Source organism: Serratia sp. DD3 (assembly GCF_000496755.2).
In genome coordinates this window covers 16,649-36,344 of record NZ_AYKS02000033.1, presented here as the reverse complement: position 1 = coordinate 36,344, position 19,696 = coordinate 16,649, and the positions used below count along the sequence as shown (strand labels likewise).

15 protein-coding genes are annotated in these 19,696 nt (G+C 49.9%); 9 read left to right on the top strand and 6 right to left on the bottom strand.

Translation table 11 applies throughout. The features are described from left to right. The first annotated feature begins 34 nt into the window (after positions 1-34). The 4 genes from IO95_RS25045 to IO95_RS05050 all read left to right on the top strand — a co-directional run bounded on the left by IO95_RS25045 (position 35) and on the right by IO95_RS05050 (position 4,108). Positions 35-319, top strand: coding sequence for a hypothetical protein (locus IO95_RS25045; protein WP_152554900.1), 285 nt, complete (start codon positions 35-37; stop codon positions 317-319). A gap of 234 nt (positions 320-553) precedes the next feature. Continuing rightward, positions 554-1,966, top strand: a complete 1,413-nt coding sequence (gene uxaC, locus IO95_RS05060) for a glucuronate isomerase (RefSeq protein ID WP_023489316.1) — start codon at positions 554-556, stop codon at positions 1,964-1,966. A 20-nt stretch (positions 1,967-1,986) separates the two neighbouring features. After that, a complete protein-coding gene (locus IO95_RS05055) occupies positions 1,987-3,477 on the top strand; it encodes a UxaA family hydrolase (RefSeq protein ID WP_023489470.1) in 1,491 nt (496 codons plus the stop codon). 61 nt (positions 3,478-3,538) lie between these two features. Next, positions 3,539-4,108, top strand: coding sequence for a YgjV family protein (locus IO95_RS05050; RefSeq protein WP_023489469.1), 570 nt, complete (start codon positions 3,539-3,541; stop codon positions 4,106-4,108). A gap of 39 nt (positions 4,109-4,147) precedes the next feature. Here the strand turns inward: IO95_RS05050 and sstT are convergent, their stop codons facing one another. The 4 genes from sstT to IO95_RS05030 all read right to left on the bottom strand — a co-directional run bounded on the left by sstT (position 4,148) and on the right by IO95_RS05030 (position 8,690). Further along, positions 4,148-5,383, bottom strand: coding sequence for a serine/threonine transporter SstT (gene sstT, locus IO95_RS05045; protein WP_023489468.1), 1,236 nt, complete (start codon positions 5,381-5,383; stop codon positions 4,148-4,150). 278 nt (positions 5,384-5,661) lie between these two features. Beyond that, positions 5,662-6,636: a TerC family protein gene (locus IO95_RS05040; protein WP_037384137.1), complete on the bottom strand. Its 975-nt coding sequence runs from the start codon at positions 6,634-6,636 to the stop codon at positions 5,662-5,664. A gap of 473 nt (positions 6,637-7,109) precedes the next feature. Then, entirely contained in the window at positions 7,110-8,090 is a 981-nt protein-coding gene (locus tag IO95_RS05035) for a Gfo/Idh/MocA family protein (RefSeq protein ID WP_023491412.1), read from the bottom strand. A 51-nt stretch (positions 8,091-8,141) separates the two neighbouring features. Then, positions 8,142-8,690 (bottom strand): M48 family metallopeptidase, encoded by a 549-nt coding sequence (locus tag IO95_RS05030; RefSeq protein ID WP_023491410.1) that lies wholly within the window; start codon positions 8,688-8,690, stop codon positions 8,142-8,144. Positions 8,691-8,875: 185 nt separating this feature from the next. On the opposite strand from IO95_RS05030, the gene rlmG reads away from it, so the two are divergent. Continuing rightward, entirely contained in the window at positions 8,876-10,015 is a 1,140-nt protein-coding gene (rlmG, locus tag IO95_RS05025) for a 23S rRNA (guanine(1835)-N(2))-methyltransferase RlmG (protein ID WP_023491409.1), read from the top strand. Positions 10,016-10,067: 52 nt separating this feature from the next. Here the strand turns inward: rlmG and IO95_RS05020 are convergent, their stop codons facing one another. Further along, complete coding sequence (locus IO95_RS05020) at positions 10,068-12,089, bottom strand: FAD-dependent oxidoreductase (RefSeq protein WP_023491408.1); 2,022 nt, start codon at positions 12,087-12,089, stop codon at positions 10,068-10,070. Between the two features lie 265 nt (positions 12,090-12,354). Between IO95_RS05020 and IO95_RS05015 the strand changes: the two genes are divergently transcribed. The 3 genes from IO95_RS05015 to aqpZ all read left to right on the top strand — a co-directional run bounded on the left by IO95_RS05015 (position 12,355) and on the right by aqpZ (position 17,050). Then, on the top strand, positions 12,355-14,061 hold the full coding sequence (locus IO95_RS05015) for an amidohydrolase (RefSeq protein WP_023491406.1): 1,707 nt from the start codon (positions 12,355-12,357) through the stop codon (positions 14,059-14,061). A gap of 331 nt (positions 14,062-14,392) precedes the next feature. Beyond that, positions 14,393-15,736 (top strand): APC family permease, encoded by a 1,344-nt coding sequence (locus IO95_RS05010; protein ID WP_023491404.1) that lies wholly within the window; start codon positions 14,393-14,395, stop codon positions 15,734-15,736. 618 nt (positions 15,737-16,354) lie between these two features. Continuing rightward, entirely contained in the window at positions 16,355-17,050 is a 696-nt protein-coding gene (gene aqpZ, locus IO95_RS05005; protein WP_023492656.1) for an aquaporin Z, read from the top strand. 73 nt (positions 17,051-17,123) lie between these two features. Here the strand turns inward: aqpZ and yfcF are convergent, their stop codons facing one another. Further along, positions 17,124-17,759 (bottom strand): glutathione transferase, encoded by a 636-nt coding sequence (gene yfcF, locus IO95_RS05000; protein WP_023492655.1) that lies wholly within the window; start codon positions 17,757-17,759, stop codon positions 17,124-17,126. Between the two features lie 270 nt (positions 17,760-18,029). On the opposite strand from yfcF, the gene IO95_RS04995 reads away from it, so the two are divergent. Then, positions 18,030-19,490, top strand: coding sequence for an EmmdR/YeeO family multidrug/toxin efflux MATE transporter (locus tag IO95_RS04995; RefSeq protein ID WP_037384136.1), 1,461 nt, complete (start codon positions 18,030-18,032; stop codon positions 19,488-19,490). The last annotated feature ends 206 nt before the right edge of the window (positions 19,491-19,696 follow it).

Sequence of the window (19,696 nt, the reverse complement as noted above, 5' to 3'; positions counted from 1 at the left end):
ACGATGACCGGGCTTCAGGTAGGGTTAACTATAATTGTCTATTATTTTTAGTCGTTCCTGTTCCAACTCCACAACTGAGTGGTTTTGCAACAAGGTCCAGGTGGCCATACCGTTAGCGATTGTCACTTCCCAGTTGCGCGCCACAATGGCCGCGACGACCAACGGTGGTGCGAACATACCGCCGATAGGCAAACCGACATTGAAGTCACCTCTGATACTGATTCCCTTTCATCCTGTTGCCGATATTCCTTTACCGGCACAGCCTGGGCATTGGGATAGTGAATTGCCAAAAGCCCTTGGCAGGATGGTGTCACAATAACTTGTCATACAACTTTGAAAGTTGAGTGATATCACAAAAAGCGTTATTTTATTAAGTAATAATAAAACGCATCATATGGCACTAAATTAACGATGAATTTCCCGCGAAATGGGCTTTGGTGCGATGAAAAGGTATAAACCAAGTCAATATGGTGCGGGGTGCTTCATTGAATTGGTATAATATCTTTTTGGAATGACAGCGATACTAGATAGGACACAAGGTGAGGAACCCGATATGGCCACGTTTTTGAGTGATGATTTTTTGCTAGACAGTGAATTTGCCCGTCGCTTGTACCACGACTATGCTGCGGAGCAACCTATTTTTGACTATCACTGCCATCTGCCACCGCAGCAGATAGCCGAAAACACCCGTTTTCAGAATATGTACGATATTTGGCTGAAGGGGGACCACTATAAATGGCGTGCTATGCGTACTAATGGTGTCGCAGAACGTCTGTGTACCGGTGATGCTTCTGACCGTGAGAAATTTGATGCCTGGGCAGCAACCGTGCCGCATACCATTGGCAATCCACTGTACCACTGGACCCATCTGGAATTGCGCCGTCCATTCGGGATCACCGGTAAACTCCTTTCCCCTACTACTGCGGATGAAATTTGGCAGCGCGGTAACCAGTTGTTGGAGCAGGATGCTTTTCGTGCTCGCGGCATTATGCAGCAGATGAAGGTGAAAATGGTGGGTACCACGGATGATCCGATCGATGATCTGCGGCACCATAAAGCCATTGCGGCTGACAGCAGTTTTGCTATCAAGGTGTTGCCAAGCTGGCGACCTGATAAAGCCTTTAACATTGAATCTGCCGGGTTTAATGATTATATGCAAAAGCTCGAAGCCGCTGCGGATACCTCAATTACCCGCTTTAGCGATCTCTGCGATGCATTGAAAAAACGGATGGACCACTTTGCTGCACATGGTTGCAAGATTTCCGACCACGCGCTGGATGTGGTGGTTTATGGCGAGGCCGATGAAACCACACTGGATAACATTCTGGCGCAACGCTTGAGTGGCAAACAGCCAACAGCGTCGCAAGTTGCCCAGTTCAAGACGGCGGTCTTACTGTTCCTGGCGACAGAATATCAGCGCCGTGAGTGGGTGCAGCAGTATCACATTGGTGCGCTGCGCAATAATAACAGCCGGATGTTTAACCACATTGGCCCAGATATTGGCTTTGATTCCATTAACGATCAACCGGTGGCCGAACCGCTGTCACGTTTACTTGATGCTCAGGCCAAACAAGGAACCTTGCCGAAGACCATCCTTTACTGCCTCAACCCGGGTGATAACGAAGTGCTCAGTACCATGATCGGTAACTTCCAGGGGGAAGGGATGCCAGGCAAGATGCAATTTGGTTCTGGCTGGTGGTTTAACGATCAGAAAGACGGTATGCAGCGTCAGATGACTCAGTTGGCTCAACTTGGCTTGCTTAGCCGTTTTGTCGGCATGTTAACGGATAGCCGTAGTTTCCTTTCTTATACGCGGCATGAATACTTCCGTCGTATTCTGTGCCAGATGATTGGCCGTTGGGTGGTTGATGGCGAAGCGCCAGCAGATATGGTGTTGCTGGGGGACATGGTGAAAAACATCTGCTTCGACAACGCTAAACGCTATTTCGCTATCGAATTGGGCTAGTTAGAACTCAAGGTTGGTTTATGCAAAGCATTATAAAGATTCATGCAAAAGATAATGTGGCGGTAGCGCTACGTGATTTGCCTACTGGTGAAAGACTAACATGGGATGACCAGACGATTACCTTGGTGCAGGACGTGACTCGAGGGCACAAGTTTGCCCTTGAACCGATTGCTGCGGGGGAGAGGGTTATCAAGTACGGTTTACCGATTGGCCATGCGTTGGTTGCTATTGCGCCGGGTGAGCATATCCATTCGCAAAATATCAAAACCAACCTGAGTGATCTGGATAGCTATCAATATCAGCCGGAATTCCAGACGTTACCGCAGCAAGCGGCTGATCGTGAAGTACAACTCTATCGGCGTAGCAATGGTGAGGTTGGGATCCGTAACGAACTGTGGATCATCCCGACGGTAGGCTGCGTCAACGGTACTGCACGTCACATCCTGCAGCGTTTTCTGAAAGTGACCGAAGGAGCACCCGGGATTGACGGTGTGTATCTATTCAGCCATCCGTTCGGTTGCTCTCAACTTGGGCAGGATCATGATAATACCCGCACCATGTTGCAGAATATGGTGCGTCATCCCAATGCGGGTGCGGTATTGGTGATTGGTTTAGGTTGTGAGAATAACCAGGTAGATATTTTCCGCAGTACGCTGGGTGATTTTGACCCGCAGCGCGTGAGTTTTATGGTCTGCCAACAGCAGGATGATGAAGTTGAAGCTGGTTTGGCCTCTCTACAGGCGTTATACCAGACCATGCGAGATGATCATCGCCAGCCAGGCAAACTCAGTGAGCTGAAGTTTGGTTTGGAATGCGGTGGCTCTGATGGGTTATCGGGGATCACCGCCAATCCATTACTGGGCTGTTTTTCTGACTATGTGATCGCTAACGGTGGCACCACGGTACTGACCGAGGTGCCGGAAATGTTTGGTGCCGAGCGGATACTGATGAGCCGTTGTCAGGATGCGGTGACTTTTGAAAAAACCGTTGCCATGGTTAACGATTTCAAACAGTACTTTATTGCGCATGACCAGCCGATTTACGAGAACCCTTCACCGGGTAACAAAGCCGGTGGCATCACCACGCTGGAAGAGAAGTCATTGGGTTGTACCCAAAAAGCGGGTCAAAGTGAGGTTGTGGATGTTTTAAAGTATGGTGAACGTCTGCATCGGCCAGGGCTGAACCTGTTGAGTGCACCCGGTAATGATGCGGTGGCTACCAGCGCGCTGGCGGGGGCGGGTTGCCATATGGTGTTATTCACTACTGGGCGAGGAACACCCTACGGTGGTTTTGTTCCAACGGTGAAGTTGTCCACCAATTCGGAGTTGGCGGCTAAAAAACCGCATTGGATCGATTTTGATGCTGGCCGCTTGATCCATGGCGTGCCGATGGCGCAACTGCTGACGCAGTTTATCGATTTAATTGTCGCCATTGCTGATGGTAAACCGACATGTAACGAAGTGAATGACTTCCGCGAACTGGCTATTTTTAAAAGTGGAGTGACGCTGTAAAGTATCAGGGGTAAAATAAAACGTTATTTTGTTTTACCCCTTCCCCTCTCAGGATCCATTCATGACGTTTTATTGGTTTGCCCAGGCAGTCGGTGTGCTGGCTTTTTTTGTCGGTATCACCAGCTTTTTCAATCGAAATGATCAGCGTTTTAAGTTGCAACTGTCAGGCTACAGCCTAGTTATCGGTATCCATTTCTTTATGATGGGGGTGAATGCCGCCGGGACCAGCGCCCTGATCGGCGCCTGCCGCAACCTGGTCTCCATGCGGGTTCGCAGTTTGTGGGTGATGTGGCTGTTTATCATCCTGACCCTGTCTATCGGTTTATGGCGTTTTCAATACTGGGTCGAGTTGTTGCCTATCTTTGGTACCACCATCACCACTTGGGCACTCTTCCGCACCCGTGGTTTGACCACCCGTTGTGTACTGTGGTGTTCAACCGCATGTTGGTTAACACACAATATCTGGCTCGGCTCGATAGGCGGTTCACTGATTGAAGGGAGTTTTCTGTTGATCAACGCTGTTAACATTATCCGTTTTCGGCGCTTGCAACTGCGTGGCATCGATCCTTTTGCGGTGGAAAAAGAGCTACCGACAGCGCAATGCCAGCCAGTTAAACCAGAGAGTACGTGAAGTGTCTTACCCTCTCGCAAGGAGAGGGTAAGGGGGGCATTAACGAACCTTTAGTGGGTCCTTATCAGCCAAGCGCTGATCTTCTGCTTGGCAGACTGCTGCGGTAAACACCACATCAGTAGAGGAGTTGAGAGCAGTTTCTGCTGAGTCCTGCAGCACGCCAATGATAAAGCCGACACCTACCACCTGCATGGCAATATCATTAGGGATACCAAACATATTACAGGCCAGCGGGATTAACAACAGGGAGCCACCAGCCACGCCAGAAGCACCGCAAGCACAAACTGCGGCGACGACACTCAGTAACAGCGCGGTAGGAATATCAACAGCAATACCGAGGGTATGAACAGCGGCCAGGGTCAACACAGTGACGGTGATCGCAGCGCCAGCCATATTGATGGTTGCACCCAGTGGGATAGAAACTGAATAGGTATCCTGGTTCAGGTTCAACTTTTTGCACAGTTCCATATTCACCGGAATATTGGCGGCGGAACTACGGGTAAAGAAGGCCGTTACGCCACTTTCACGTAGGCAGGTCAAGACCAGTGGGTAAGGGTTACGGCGGATTTTCCAGTAAACAATCAGCGGGTTTAAAACCAGTGCCACCAGCAACATACAGCCGATCAACACCACGAGTAATTGTGCGTAGTCCCTGAGCGCCCCAAAACCACTCTCTGCCAGTGTCGATGACACCAGGCCAAAGATACCCAGTGGCGCACAGCGGATCACTCCCCGTACCACCATGGTTACTGCGTGGGACATATCGGTGATTAATGACTTGGTGGTGTCAGAGGCATGACGCAATGCCAGTCCCAGCCCGATAGCCCAGGCCAGAATACCAATATAGTTAGCATTGGTGAGGGCATGGAACGGGTTGGCGACGACATTCATCAGCAGGCCTTTCAAGACTTCTGTAATACCGCTTGGCGGGCTGATGTCGGTGTTTCCCACAACCAGAGTCAATGTGGTCGGGAACAGGAAACTGAACACGACCGCGGAAAGCGCAGCGGCGAAAGTGCCTAACAGATAAAGGAACAAAATTGGGCGGATATTGGTTTTTTGCCCCTGTTTATGATTAGCGATGGAAGCCATAACCAGTACCAGTACCAGCAGTGGAGCTACCGCTTTCAGCGCACCGACGAACAGCGAGCCCAATAAACCCACTGCCTTGGCAGCAGGGGGTGACACCAGTGTCAGGATAATACCTGCAGCAAGGCCAACCATGATCTGTATAACCAGGCTGCCCTGAGTGATTCGTGCTAATAATTTATTCATGATGCTTTTGCGTTTCCGCTCCCTGATAAGATGACATACAGAGCTCTCTACCTTGGCAGGAACGTTGCCGGGTTATTTATGGTTGTCTCTGTAACGAAGTGTGTTTGCCTTGTTAGTATTCAGTAAACAATGCGCCTTGAAAAGGGGAGACGATGAAATAATATGCGTAGATAACTGGCCAAATACATTTCATTTACATTTGTGTGACCCTGATAACATTCTGTATATATAAGAAATCGCCAAACAATAATGGGGTGATTAACACCCCAAATAATAGATTATGGTTTTTGCCGAGATTTAATATCATTGCGCTGGTTAACCCAGGCATTGATCAGCAATGTCACGAGGAGGATCCCTGCGACAACACTCAATGAGATGGCAATCGGGATATGATAAAAATCGACAATCAACATTTTGATACCGATAAACATCAGGATCGCCGCCAAACCATACTTCAGCAATGAGAAACGTTCAGCCACGTTGGCTAACAGGAAATACATGGCGCGCAACCCCATGATGGCGAACAGGTTGGAGGTCAGCACGATAAACGGATCGGTGGTCACCGCGAAGATCGCCGGGATACTGTCAACGGCGAAAATAACATCGCTCAGTTCAACCAAAATCAGTACTAGCATTAGAGGGGTAGCAAACAATATCCCATTGCGGCGTACGAAGAAACGCTCCCCTTCCAGGTTGTCGGTGATGCGTAAATGGCTACGCAGCCACTTCACTAGGGGCTTATCGCCAATGGCGGCATTATCCTCCTTCGCTATGGCCATCTTGATACCGGTAAACAGTAAGAAAGCACCGAACAGATAGAGCAACCAGGCAAATTGGGTAATCAGCCAACTTCCTGCGAAGATCATGATGGTACGCAAGATGATTGCGCCTAGCACACCGTAAATGAGCACTCGGCGTTGTAAATGGGAAGGAACGGCGAAATAACTGAATAGCATTAGCCAAACGAAGACGTTATCAACAGCCAACGATTTTTCAATCAAGTAACCGGTCAAGAAAGCCAGCGCTTGAGTATCGGCTACTGCGCGTCCTGCGGTTTGATTCAGGTAGTACCAAAAACCAAAGTTGAATAACAGCGCCAGGCTCACCCACACCAGTGACCAGCTGGCAGCCTGCTTAAATGTCATGGTCTGCGCGCCTTTACGGCCCTGTAAAAACAGGTCTATGGCCAGCATTACGACAATGATGACAGCAAAACTGCCCCACAACCAAGGGGTGCCAACGGTATTTATCATTCAGGAAATCCTTCTACAAAACAAAAACGGCCAACGTCGGAAGACGCTAGCCGCTATGATTAACGCTACAAGCAAACCTCGCCTTCCGGCAAGGTCTCACTTACAACGCTGATGTGGTGATAAACACCTTCAACATCAGATTGCCCGGTAACCGGATGCTTGCGCACCGTATTGACGATTAACCGGCAATGAAGTTACTCCCCTTTGCAGCGCAGGAAGTTAAAACAAAATGTGCGGCTGGTCAACGTTAATCCTTATTATGGCACAATTTTTTGTACACCCACGGAGCGGATGAAATTCTGCAACAGGCTTTGGCTTAACGGCGTATCGCTAGCCTGTTCCTGCAAGATACGTTGCGGGCGTTACCGCTTTGCTTTAATAGCACCGGTTTACATCAACAGCTGCGGTTTACATCAACAACACCGGTTTACATCAACAACACCGGTTTATATCAACAGCTGCGGTTTCATCGGTTATTCACTGTCTGCTGGGAACACCACGCCGGTTTGGCGGCGGATCTCAGTCAATAACTGAGCGATGTGCCGTGAGTTTTCCAGACCAATATGCTCGACCTGCTGTTTCTCTACCAAATCGGCAAATACCTGTGCTTCGTACAGCATGGTATTTTCGTGTTGTGGTTGAGTCAGGACTTGTGATTTCTCACCCCGTGGTGTGAGCACCACATTTTGCACTTCAGAGAGCCGTTCGATCACCAGCGTGCCCTCTTCCCCCTGAATTTCGCTTGGGATATCGGAATTACTCACCTTGGAATGGCAAATAGTGACATCAAAGTCACCATAATTCAGGCAAACGCTGCCGTGGCCATCGACCCCCGTGTCCAACAAGGTCGCGCTGGCCTTCACTTCTTTAGGCGCACCAAACAGGCTGACTGCACTGGCGACACAGTAGTAACCGATATCCATGATCGAACCGTTGGAGAATTGCGGGTTGAAGGTATTCGGGTTTTCACCAGCCAGATAACGCGGATAGCGGGAAGAGTATTGGCAATAATTAAGAAAGACTTTACGCAGCTTACCCAGCGTTGGTAAGGCTTGTTGCAGTACGGCAAAGTTTGGCAAGTAGGCAGTTTTAAAGGCTTCAAATACCACCACCTGATTTTCCCGCGCACAAGCCAGTAATTCTTCCACCTGACGCAAATTAGAGGCTAATGGCTTTTCACAAATCACATGTTTCTGGTGGCTGAGGAACAGCAGGGATTGCGAGTAATGTAGTGAGTTTGGGCTAGCAATATACACTGCGTCGATAACATCGGACTGGGCCAGTGCTTCTAGCGAGTCAAAGAAGTGTTCAACGGGGTAATTGGCCGCAAATGCCCGCGCTTGTTCGAGTTTACGTGAGTAGACGGCGGTCAGTTGCATCTTGCCGCTTTTATGAGCAGCATCGACAAAGCGTTCTGTAATCCAGTTGGTACCAACAACAGCAAAGCGAATCATAGGTTACTCCGGTTGCTCAGGAAAATTATTTACAGCAGATTAGCATGCGAATCATGTTAGGCGAATATCCCTAATATCTGGCAGGTTACCTGGCGGGGGATAGAGCTCACCAAACAGTGACAGATGCGTCAGATACAAGCGGGTATCAAATTCCAATTGGTGGTAGCTCGGCTCCATATGGCAACATAAACTGTAGAACGCTTTATTGTGCTCTTTCTCTTTCAGGTGCGCTAATTCATGAACCACGATCATACGCAGGAAGGGTTCTGGGGTATTTTTAAACACTGCCGCGATGCGGATCTCGGCCTTGGCTTTCAGCTTGCCACCTTGTACGCGGGAAATGGCGGTATGCTGACCTAACGCCTGTTTTAACACCTGAATTTTGCTGTCGTAGGCCACTTTACTGAGTTGTTGCGCATTACGCAGATATTGATTTTTCAGATCGACAGTAAACTGATACAGCGACTTGTCAGTGGTGCAGTCGTGAACCTGCGGATAGCGCTGTAACAGTACCTCTCCCAGCCGTTGCTGTTCGATAAGCTGTTGCACCTGCGTTTGCAGGTGGTCGGGATAGCCTTGCAGGTAGATCAGTTGAGGCATGTGATTCAATATTCCGTGTTATACCCGTCACCAATCAAGCTGCTGGAGGAAGAGGGGCAGTGCGGTTATTTGGCCTGGTCAGTGTACTCAATCATATCGCGCTGCTCCCGTCTTGGTAAAAAAACATTTTACTGCTGAGCGTTTTTAGGGGATAAACAGCCCAAATTTATTGGTCAGGAGCGGCAATGAGCCAACTCGATTTAGGAACACAGCAACTGGAGCTGGAGCGTTATCCTCAACAGGAAGAGGCCAGTCAACTCCAGGCATGGGAGGCAGCAGATGAATATTTGCTGCAACAAGTTGAAAACATTGATCTAGGTGAACGCCCACTGCTGATCTTCAACGATAACTTCGGTGCGCTGGCTTGTGCCCTGCATGGCTACAAGCCTTACAGCATCAGTGATTCCTTGATGAGCCAGTTGGCAACCCGCCATAATCTGCAGCTTAATGAATTGGATGTAGAGCAGGTAACACTGCAAGACAGCCTGGCCGCATTGCCTGCCAACCCGGCTGTCGTGGTGATGCGCATTCCCAAAGCCTTGGCGTTGTTGGAACAACAATTGCGGGCATTACGTCAGGTGGTCGCGCCAGATACCCTGATTGTAGCCAGTGCCAAAGCACGGGATGTTCATACTTCCACGTTACAACTCTTTGAACGGGTACTTGGTCCAACGCGTACCAGCCTGGCCTGGAAAAAGGCTCGCCTGATTTATTGCCAGGTCGCTGATATCGTGCCCCCAGCGGCAGCGGAAACCACCAACTGGCCGCTTGATGGTACAGATTGGCTGATTCATAACCATGCCAATGTGTTTTCCCGTGGTAGCCTGGATGTTGGCGCTCGTCTGTTTCTGGAACACTTACCGCAGGATATCAACGGTCATATTGTCGATCTGGGTTGCGGCAACGGCCTTATCGGTATGAAAGCCTTGGTTCAGAATCCGCAAGCGCAGGTCACCTTTATTGATGAATCTTATATGGCGGTGGCTTCCAGCGAACTGAATGTGGCGCATAATTTACCGCAGGCATTGGAGCGCTGTGAGTTTAAAGTGAATAACTCACTGGCGAGTATTGAGGGTGGCAGTCTGCAGGCAGTATTGTGTAACCCGCCTTTCCACCAACAGCATGCCATCACTGATCATACTGCCTGGCAGATGTTCTGCGATGCCAAACGCTGTCTACGAGTGGGTGGTGCGTTGTACATTGTTGGTAACCGTCATCTTGACTACTACCAGAAGTTGCAGCGCTTGTTTGGCAACTGCACCACGGTCGCTGCCAATAAGAAGTTTCTGATCCTCAAGGCGGTTAAGTCTGGCGTACGCCGTTAGTGGTTAGGTTGGGCCGGGATCGCCCAACCTATACCCGCAGCGATGATGGGCGCTAAAGTGCCATGGCGAGCTGCATACCCTGCTCAATCGCCCGGCGGGCATCCAATTCGGCGGCGCTATCTGCGCCGCCAATCAGGTGAACCACTTTGCCCATCTCCAGCAGCGGTTGCTGTAGTTCGCGACGTGGTTCTTGCCCAGCACAGATCACCACGGTATCTACCGATAGACAGTGTTCTTGCCCATCCCGCAGGATATGTAACCCTTGATCATCAATGCGCAGATAACTGACGCCATTGAGCATTTTTACACCGCGCGCTGCCAAACTGGTGCGATGGATCCAACCGGTGGTTTTACCTAAGGCTTCGCCTATTTTGCTGGTTTTGCGTTGTAACAGAAACAGTTGGCGTGCGGCTGCGGGCACGATTGGCCCTTGATCACTCAGACCGCCACGGTGAGTAAACTGCGGGTCGATACCCCATTCACGGTTGAACGCCTCTAGGTGCAAGCTGCTGGAAGCTCCACTTTGGCTGAGATAGTCGGCAGTATCGAAACCGATCCCACCCGCACCAATGATCGCCACCCGCTGACCAACCGGCTTTTTATCCCGTAATACCGCCAGATAGTCCATCACCATCCCGTGCTTGATACCGGGAATGTCCGGTAGGCGTGGCTTGATGCCACAAGCGAGGATCACTTTATCGAAGCTTGCCAGATCCTGCGCCTGTACTGGTTGCCCCAATTTCAGCACCACGTTATTCAACTTTAATTGATGGTGAAAATATCGCAGTGTCTGGTGGAATTCTTCCTTGCCGGGGATCTGCTTGGCAATATTGAATTGACCACCAATCTGATGATCAGCATCAAACAGCGTGACTTGATGTCCACGCCGGGCCGCGGTGGTGGCGAATGCTAATCCCGCAGGCCCGGCACCGACTACCGCCAGTTTTTTCACTGAAGTGGTGGCAACCCAGGGCATTTCAGTTTCGTGGCAGGCGCGCGGATTAACCAGACAAGACGCGACTTGCCCCATAAAAACCTGGTCCAGACAAGCTTGGTTGCAGCCAATGCAGGTGTTGATTTCGTCGGCTCGCCCTTCAGCCGCTTTCTCTACCCAGGCGGCATCCGCCAGGAAAGGGCGCGCCATAGACACCATATCAGCACCACCGCTAGCTAAAATCTGTTCTGCCACGGCCGGATCATTAATGCGGTTGGTAGTGATCAGTGGGATCCCCACTTTGCCCATCAATTTTGCTGTCACCCAACTGAAGCCTGCGCGAGGTACCAGGGTGGCAATGGTAGGGATACGCGCTTCATGCCAGCCAATACCGGTGTTGATCAGTGTCGCGCCCGCCTGTTCGATGGCACTGGCAAGTTGTTCGATCTCAGGCCAACTGGCGCCGTCTTCCACCAGGTCGAGCATCGAAAGGCGGTAGATCAGAATAAACTGTGCCCCTGTTGCCTGACGTACCGCCCGCACAATGTCCACCGCAAAACGCATACGTTTGATAAAGCTGCCACCCCATTGATCACTGCGCTGATTGGTGCGCGCCACCAGAAACTGATTAATCAGGTAACCTTCAGAACCCATCACTTCCACACCGTCGTAACCGGCCTGTTGTGCTAACACAGCGCAGTGGGCGAAGTCAGTAATCGTTTGTTCAACCTCTTGTTCCGCCATGGCGGTGGGGCAAAATGGACTAATGGGGGCTTGTAGCGCCGAAGGGGCAACCGGTTGTGGTTGGTAACTGTAGCGCCCGGCATGGAGAATTTGCAGCGCGATCTTACCCCCCGCCTGATGGACGGCATCAGTGACGATGCGGTGGTGTGCCACCTGCTGTGGCTGATTGAGCACGGCCCCCCCTTGATAAACCACGCCTTTTTCATTGGGTGCGATGCCCCCGGTTACGATCAAGGCGACGCCTGCGGCCGCGCGTTCGGCATAAAAGGCCGCCAGACGTTCAGCTCCATTAGGCAGTTCTTCCAAGCCAGTATGCATCGATCCCATTAACACGCGATTCTTCAGGGTGGTGAAACCGAGATCGAGCGGGGCCAACAGATGGGGGTATGAATTCATCGCACTCTCCGAGAGTTATTATGCCAGTCACCATTCAAGCCCAGCGGGCGATGACGAAAAGTGGTCGGATGAGATAAATCTAGCTGTTGTTTACTGACTTGGGAACAGAAGAGCGGTTGAATGTGATGTCGAATGTGATAGTGCGCATGGATCTTGATTATTTCATTACATTCTATAGGGATAAACGCCAGCACCTTCTACCTGCCACTTGAATCGACTTGAGTATATACTTAGGGTCATTTTATGTGGTTTTGAGATAGTGAATATGACACCAGCGACCAACGTTGCCGATGTGATTTATTACAACGGCACCATTTATACAGCGGATGCGGTTAATAGCATTTGCAGTGCATTGGCGATCGGGCAGGGATACGTTTTAGCGGTAGGGAGCGATGAACAGGTGCTGGCACTGGCCTCTTCAGCGACAGAATGTATCGATCTGCAAGGTAAAATGATGATGCCGGGGCTGATCGACAGCCATATGCACCCCTTTTGGGGGGGCAAGCAACTCCAAGGATGCAGCTTGCACTATGCGGCGCTGACGGTGGAACAGACATTGCAGCATATTCAGGCGCATTTGGATAAATACCCCGCAGCTGATGATGAGTGGTTGACGGTACGTGCCTGGCAGCGTCAAGGAATGGTTCCGGCGGGGGCTGATATGAGCCGTGCGCTGTTGGATGGCCTCAATACGCGTCGCCCGGTGGCACTGTTCTCTAATGATTGTCATACCCTGGCCGCCAATAGCCGCGCCTTGGTCATGTTGGGTATTGATGAAAATACCCCTGTTCCATCAGATGGTAAGATTGCCCGAGATGCCGATGGGCAATTAACCGGGATTCTGGAAGATGCCCCCGCCATGCGCGCCTTCGACAGCATTCCTTCCGGTACTGCAGAGCAGAGCGTACAGGTAGCGGCCCGCGTGCAGCAGGCGTTACATGCCCAAGGGGTCACCACCGTCATGGATACCCGCATATTTGCCGAGCAACTCCAGGCGTTTGCCACGCTACGTTCTCGCGGAGAACTGACGCTACGGATGCTTGGGGCCAAAGAAGTGACGCCAGATAGCGTCCCAGGGCCAGAAGATGCGGCACGTGCGGTGCAGGAAGTGGTTGATTTTGCCAACCAGTGGAGCGACAAAACCTGGACACCCAAAGCCGGTATTGCGGTTGAGCATCTCAAACTCTTTGTTGATGGCGTTTTACAGCCCCCAACCATGACGGCAGCGCTGTTGGAGCCGTATCGCGAACATCATGGTGAAGGAACGGGTGATCGCTATGGGGATCTCTACTTCACTACGCCGGTGCTCAATGCGTTGATTGTTGAATGTGGCCGCGCTGGTTTGCACCCACATACCCATACTGTGGGTGAGGGGGCTATTGAGCAGGTACTGGATGCACTTGAGTTGATGCGTGATGCCTGCCCTGGTAAAGATGTCCGCCCGGGGTTGGCCCATGCAGAGCTGGTGGCTGCCCATCAATATGAACGTTTTGCCGCTCTTGGGGCTACCGCTGTACTGTCGTTCCAATGGGCGGGATTACCAGCGGTGTTGATTGATGAAGAGCGTGAAATGCTCGGTGAAGAGCGATTCCTTCATCTGGAACCCGCAGCTCGCTTCCTCGATGCCGGGGTGCGCTTGGCTTATGGCAGTGACTGGCCCATTGACCGGCTGGATGAGTGGTATAACCTGCAAGTGGGGATGACACGCTGCGCTTGGGATGCTGAAGGGAATCCTACTGGGCCACGCTTGGATAATGATCGTGACCTAACCCTCATTGAAACATTACGCGCTGCGACCATCGATGCTGCCTACATGATTGCTAAAGAGCAGTATATTGGCTCGCTTGAGGTGGGCAAATTTGCTGATGCCATCGTGCTGCACCATAATTTGTTCGAACAATCGGCGAATAAGATATATCAAACCCGTATTGAGCGGACGCTGGTGGGGGGGGAAGTGGTCTATCAGGCCTAGTACCAACGTTGTTGTTTAACTAGCAGGGGGAAAGGGTAACCTCCCCCTGCAAAAGCCTTTAAATCTGCTTAAATAGATTTGTTATCCCATCATTTCTGGTGAACTTATTGGCTGCTTATGGCAATGCTATCGACATATTGTTGAAACATTAAATCAACGGGTTGGTAGCGAATTTTTTACCTCTTGTCACCAGATGGGCGTGAAGCGAATTGTTCACTTCCCCGGTAGCCTTTCTTGTGCCAGAATCCGTGCCTTGTTTTTTCCGCAGCACAGAATAACCCATGGGAATCGGCCCTGAGGGAATGGCGCTGCGCCAGGAGATGATACGGCAATGCCACAAAATATTCAGTTGCAACGAGTTCTTAAAACCCCAGCCTTAGTGGCATTTGGTCTTGCCTATATGGTGCCGTTGGGCGTATTCACCACCTATGGTCAGGTGACGGTGTTAAGCCAAGGCCATTTGCCGATTGCTTACCTGGTGACCATTGTGACCATCTTGTTTACCGCACTGAGTTATTGCCGGATGACTAACGCGATGCCGTTAGCAGGGTCGGCCTATTCTTATGTGCAACGCAGTTTTGGTGGGAAAACTGGTTTTCTGGTGGGTTGGGCGCAGATTCTGGATTATTTGTTTCTGCCCATGCTTAACTATTTGGTTTTAGGTATTTTCTTGCATGAGGCATTTCCATCGATTCCGGCCTATGTGTTTATTCTGGCATCCATTGGTAGTGTCAGCGCCCTGAATATTCTGGGTGTCCGCCTGTTGAGCTCAGTCAACTTTACGCTGATTGGTTTGCAGATGGTGTTTATTGTGCTGTTTATTGTGTTGTCATTTAGCGAAGCGGATCTCAGCCCCGCCGCGTTGATGAAACCCCTCTTGGTGGATGCGGGTAACTTTTCCGGCCTGATTGCTGGTGCCGCGGTACTTTGCCTGGCATTTCTTGGTTTTGATGCTATCGCCACCATGGCAGAAGAGGCTGACGACGCTAAGAATACTCTGCCACGAGCGATCCTGATTACGGTGATCAGTGCCGGTGCCATTTTTGTGGCGGTATCTTATGCTGCACATCTGGCTTATCCAGACTGGCAAGCGTTGATTCCTCATCAGGATACTGCCAGCTTGATTATCTCTGAACATGTGGGTGGCAAGTGGATGTACAACTTCTTTATGGCCACTTACTTGACGGGGGTATACGCCTCTTGCATGAGCGCACAAACCAGTGTCTCGCGTATTTTCTACGCCATGGGGCGTGAAGGTGTGCTGCCGCGTAAAGTATTCTTCCATCTCCATTCCCGTTTTCGTACACCATGGCGGGCGATAGTGTTTGTGGCAATAGTTTCTTTATTGGCCCTGTGTATGGATTTGAACATGGTGGTGTCGATGATCAGCTTTGGGGCATTGGGGGCATTTACCTTTGTTAATCTCAGCGTAATCAAACATTTTCTGATTAATGAAAAGCAGCGGGGCCTGAAGGCGATGTTCAAATATGGCTTGTTGCCGCTGATTGGTTTTGGCATGTCAGTATGGTTGTGGTTTAACCTGGATAGTGAAGCATTGAAAGTAGGCCTAGGCTGGTTGCTGGCCGGTTTTATCTATCTGCTATGGTTGACCAAAGGATTGCGCAAGGATCCCCCAGCAGTCACCCATGATGATATTTCCCACCTGCTTGATTAAGACTGAGGGTGGCTTAATAAGGCTGCCCTATCTTCTCAATACATGCTTTTCTTTGATAATGCCAACCCAGCATGTAGCCAATAACGACGAATTATCGTGAGAAAAACATATTGTTAGCAATTTAATGGGTGTTGTAAAATCAGTGTGATTATATGGGTTCAATTGAGAATAAGCATTATGCTTTCAGGACGAGCAATGTATTGAATACATCACTCTCGGTAAAAAATCGGACACATTATTTTACATTTTATTATTATTACTGGTCACTATAGGCATAGACAAGATAAAAAAATAGGCATTTAATAGCCGCCGTAATAGGGATATATCAGATAGACCATCATAATTTAAGTTGCCTGTGCGCTGGTAATGCTTATAAAACAGAACTATTGACCGAAGTCAGCTGATCAGTTTTTACTTTCCACGCATTTGTAATCCATACCCTAAATAAATCAAGTCACAATTCAAAAGAGTAGCGTATTTTGAATTGCGTTTGTGTTGGCCCAGAAGGGCAGGGCTCAGGGAAGAGCCGAGTAATCAGTCTCTGCCTCCCCGATGTAACTTGAAGTATGACGAGTATCTCTCTGATAGAAATTTATTTTTTCTTGTAGGATACAATCTATGTCAAAGCGACTTTTTGCTGAATTTTTTGGTACATTTTGGTTAGTATTTGGTGGCTGTGGGAGCGCAGTATTAGCTGCTGCATTTCCACAACTGGGTATTGGGTTTACGGGTGTAGCGTTAGCGTTTGGTCTCACCGTGGTGACCATGGCTTATGCTGTCGGTCATATTTCAGGTGGACATTTTAACCCGGCAGTGACCATGGGATTATTTGCTGGTGGCCGCTTCCCGGCAAAAGATGTTGTTCCTTATGTTATTGCTCAGGTTATTGGTGGTATCGCCGCCGCCGCAGTGCTTTATTTAGTTGCCAGCGGTAAAACCGGCTTTGATGCTACCGCAGGTGGTTTTGCTTCGAATGGATATGGTGAGCATTCGCCTGATGGATACTCTCTACAAGCAGCCATTGTTATTGAATTAGTCCTGACCGCATTCTTCTTGATTGTTATTCATGGCGCAACGGATAAGCGTGCACCGGCAGGTTTTGCTCCACTGGCTATTGGTCTGGCATTGACATTGATTCACTTAATCAGCATTCCAGTCACCAATACCTCAGTTAACCCAGCACGCAGTCTGGGTGTGGCGATATTCCAAGGCACTTGGGCGCTACAGCAACTCTGGGTATTCTTGTTGATCCCATTAATTGGCGGCATTATTGGCGGGTTGATTTACCGCTGTCTGTTGGAAGACAAAAAATAAGTATCACTCTCAGGGCAGCCCTTGTGGCTGCCCTGCTATTATTGTAACGACGATAGTTTTAGCGACGATAGTTTTAGCGACCAAAATTTTTGGGTAATGCCAACCAAGCCTGTATCGAAGGGCGTTGCCACTGTTTTTGTGCATAGTGGCGAATATTTTCCGGTACCTCATCACCGTGCATAACCAATCGGTTAAGTATCAGCGCCAGATCGGTATCAGCGATGCACCACTGGCCGAATAAATTCTCATGACCATGGTTCAACAATTGTTGCGCCGCGTTAAGTAATTTTTGAGCAGCTTGCTGGGCAGCGTCACTTAAAGGTGCAAATTTGCCCTGAGCAAAAATGACCTCCGTTGGTCGCTCAGTGCGCAATGGCAAGAGATCACTACGCAGCCAGGCTTGGATTTCACGGGCTTTAGCGCGTTGTTTAATATCCTGTGGATAGACTGGATGTGCGGGATAGGCCTCTTCCAAGTATTCATCAATGGCTGAAGATTCGCAAAGATGAAAATCATCCATCACCAGCGTGGGTACACGATGAGTGAATGACAGTTTGCCATAGGTTTGACTCCGCTGTTCCCCTTGAGATAAATCTACCGGTTTAATGGTAAAGGGGATCCCTTTTTCTGTCAGTGTCACAAATGCTGACATGGCATAAGGGCTGAAAAAGTTTGCATCCGTGTAGAGAACAAAGGCTGACTGGTTCATAACATCTTCCTGAAAATAGTGGGAACTGACATCATTAGTCAGCCATCAAACAAAATCAAGGTGATGGTATCGTCAGAGGATACTGACTAGGATAATTCCGGTTTGGTCGATTAAGCCGACAAATTTTGCCCATCGCTGTTTAAGCTGCAGGTATCATGGTTGCCACTCTGTTGCCATTGTAAATCCTCGTTCAACAGGAATATCTTGCAGAGTGAACAGAGATAAATCATCATTCGAAACGACGTTTCACTTTCCCCCAGCAGGCTGACTTTGAACTTACATAGGCTACTTCACCAAAGTGTTGGCAAAACGCCTTGGTATGCCAAGAGAAAGAGTTATCGGGTGCTTTTTTGGCGAGAGATCACGCCACTGGCGATACCGATATTCTTGGAAAATACCTGTGTCTTGTTGATGGGGGTGTTTAGCACCTTTCTGGTGAGTTGGCTTGGTAAGGAGTCGATGGCGGGGGTGGGGCTGGCAGACAGTTTCAATATGCTCATTATGGCGTTTTTCGCTGCCGTCGATTTGGGGACCACTGTGGTGGTGGCCTTTAGCCTGGGCACCCGGAATCGCAAGCGGGCACGGGCGGCCGCGCGCCAATCTCTGGTATTGATGGCCGCTGTGGCGCTCTTGCTGGCATTGGGGATCCATCTGGCAGGGGAACAGATTATTGATGTGATTGCCGGTCAAGCCTCGCCGGAAGTGAAAACCCTGGCGCTTTCTTACCTGCAAACCACCGTGTGGAGTTATCCGGCAGCGGCCATTACCATGATCGGCAGTGGTGCCTTGCGTGGTGCGGGGAGTACCAAAATTCCGCTACTGATTAATGGCGGTATGAACATTTTAAATATCCTGATCAGTAGTGTGCTGATTTATGGCCTGCTTGATTGGCATGGATTGGGTTTTGTCGGTGCAGGCCTAGGGTTGACCATTTCCCGCTATATCGGTGCCGTCTGTATTCTTTACGTGTTGACGGTGGGTGTCAGCCCGGCGCTACGTATTTCACTCAAGAGTTACCTGAAGCCACTCAACCGCAATATCTTGTGGGATGTGTTGGGGATCGGCATTCCAGCCAGTATTGAGTCAGTACTATTCAACAGCGGGAAATTGTTGACGCAGATGTTTGTTGCCGGGATGGGAACTAACGTTATCGCCGGTAACTTTATCGCATTTTCCATTGCGACGTTGATTAACCTGCCGGGTAACGCTTTGAGTTCTTCTGCAATGATCATTGTTGGCCGCCGCTTGGGTAAAGGGCAGAGAGGGCAGGCTGAGCGGCAATTGCGCCATATATTCTGGCTGGCAACCCTTGGTTTAACCCTTATTGCCTGGGGAACAGCGCCGTTCGCCGGGCTATTGGCCTCTTTCTATACCCAGGAAAACGACGTTAAAGAAGTGGTGAAAACGTTGATCTGGTGGAATGCGGCTTTTATGCCCATCTGGGCTGCCTCGTGGGTATTGCCACCCGGGTTAAAGGGAGCGCGTGATGCTCGTTTTACCATGTGGGTTGCGATGCTCAGTATGTGGGGTTGCCGAGTGATTGTCGGTTATATTCTCGGTGTGGTACTTGGCATGGGGGTGGTCGGCGTCTGGTTGGGTATGTTCTTTGATTGGATTGTGCGCGGTACTTTTTTCTATTGGCGCATGGTCAGCGGCCGCTGGTTGTGGCGATATCCACGCGTTAAGGGACAACCAGCCGTTTTGGCAGAAAAACCGCCATCCGCCTCCTGACGGATTAGCACCAAAGCGGCGTAGCGCTACTCTCAATGGCGTTGGATAAAAAACAATCGTTTCTATAGTCGATTGAATAGCTTCCTTAGCTTCTTGTGGGGAAGGTTTATTGGTTATCGTTGTAGGTGATTGGGCATAACAGAAAGCAGCAAGCAGTGCCAACCAACGTGTTAAACATACAATCTCCTTGTTTTGCATTAACTTTG

Bases quoted from the DNA above. Each gene is read 5' to 3' on its own strand.
- IO95_RS05035 (WP_023491412.1), bottom strand. From the start codon at position 8,090: ATGATTCGCTTTGCTGTTGTTGGTACCAACTGGATTACAGAACGCTTT.
- yfcF (WP_023492655.1), bottom strand. From the start codon at position 17,759: ATGAACCAGTCAGCCTTTGTTCTCTACACGGATGCAAACTTTTTCAGC.
- aqpZ (WP_023492656.1), top strand. From the start codon at position 16,355: ATGTCAAAGCGACTTTTTGCTGAATTTTTTGGTACATTTTGGTTAGTA.
- sstT (WP_023489468.1), bottom strand. From the start codon at position 5,383: ATGAATAAATTATTAGCACGAATCACTCAGGGCAGCCTGGTTATACAG.
- IO95_RS05015 (WP_023491406.1), top strand. From the start codon at position 12,355: ATGACACCAGCGACCAACGTTGCCGATGTGATTTATTACAACGGCACC.
- IO95_RS05010 (WP_023491404.1), top strand. From the start codon at position 14,393: ATGCCACAAAATATTCAGTTGCAACGAGTTCTTAAAACCCCAGCCTTA.
- IO95_RS05030 (WP_023491410.1), bottom strand. From the start codon at position 8,690: ATGCCTCAACTGATCTACCTGCAAGGCTATCCCGACCACCTGCAAACG.
- IO95_RS05020 (WP_023491408.1), bottom strand. From the start codon at position 12,089: ATGAATTCATACCCCCATCTGTTGGCCCCGCTCGATCTCGGTTTCACC.
- uxaC (WP_023489316.1), top strand. From the start codon at position 554: ATGGCCACGTTTTTGAGTGATGATTTTTTGCTAGACAGTGAATTTGCC.
- IO95_RS05050 (WP_023489469.1), top strand. From the start codon at position 3,539: ATGACGTTTTATTGGTTTGCCCAGGCAGTCGGTGTGCTGGCTTTTTTT.
- rlmG (WP_023491409.1), top strand. From the start codon at position 8,876: ATGAGCCAACTCGATTTAGGAACACAGCAACTGGAGCTGGAGCGTTAT.
- IO95_RS05055 (WP_023489470.1), top strand. From the start codon at position 1,987: ATGCAAAGCATTATAAAGATTCATGCAAAAGATAATGTGGCGGTAGCG.
- IO95_RS05040 (WP_037384137.1), bottom strand. From the start codon at position 6,636: ATGATAAATACCGTTGGCACCCCTTGGTTGTGGGGCAGTTTTGCTGTC.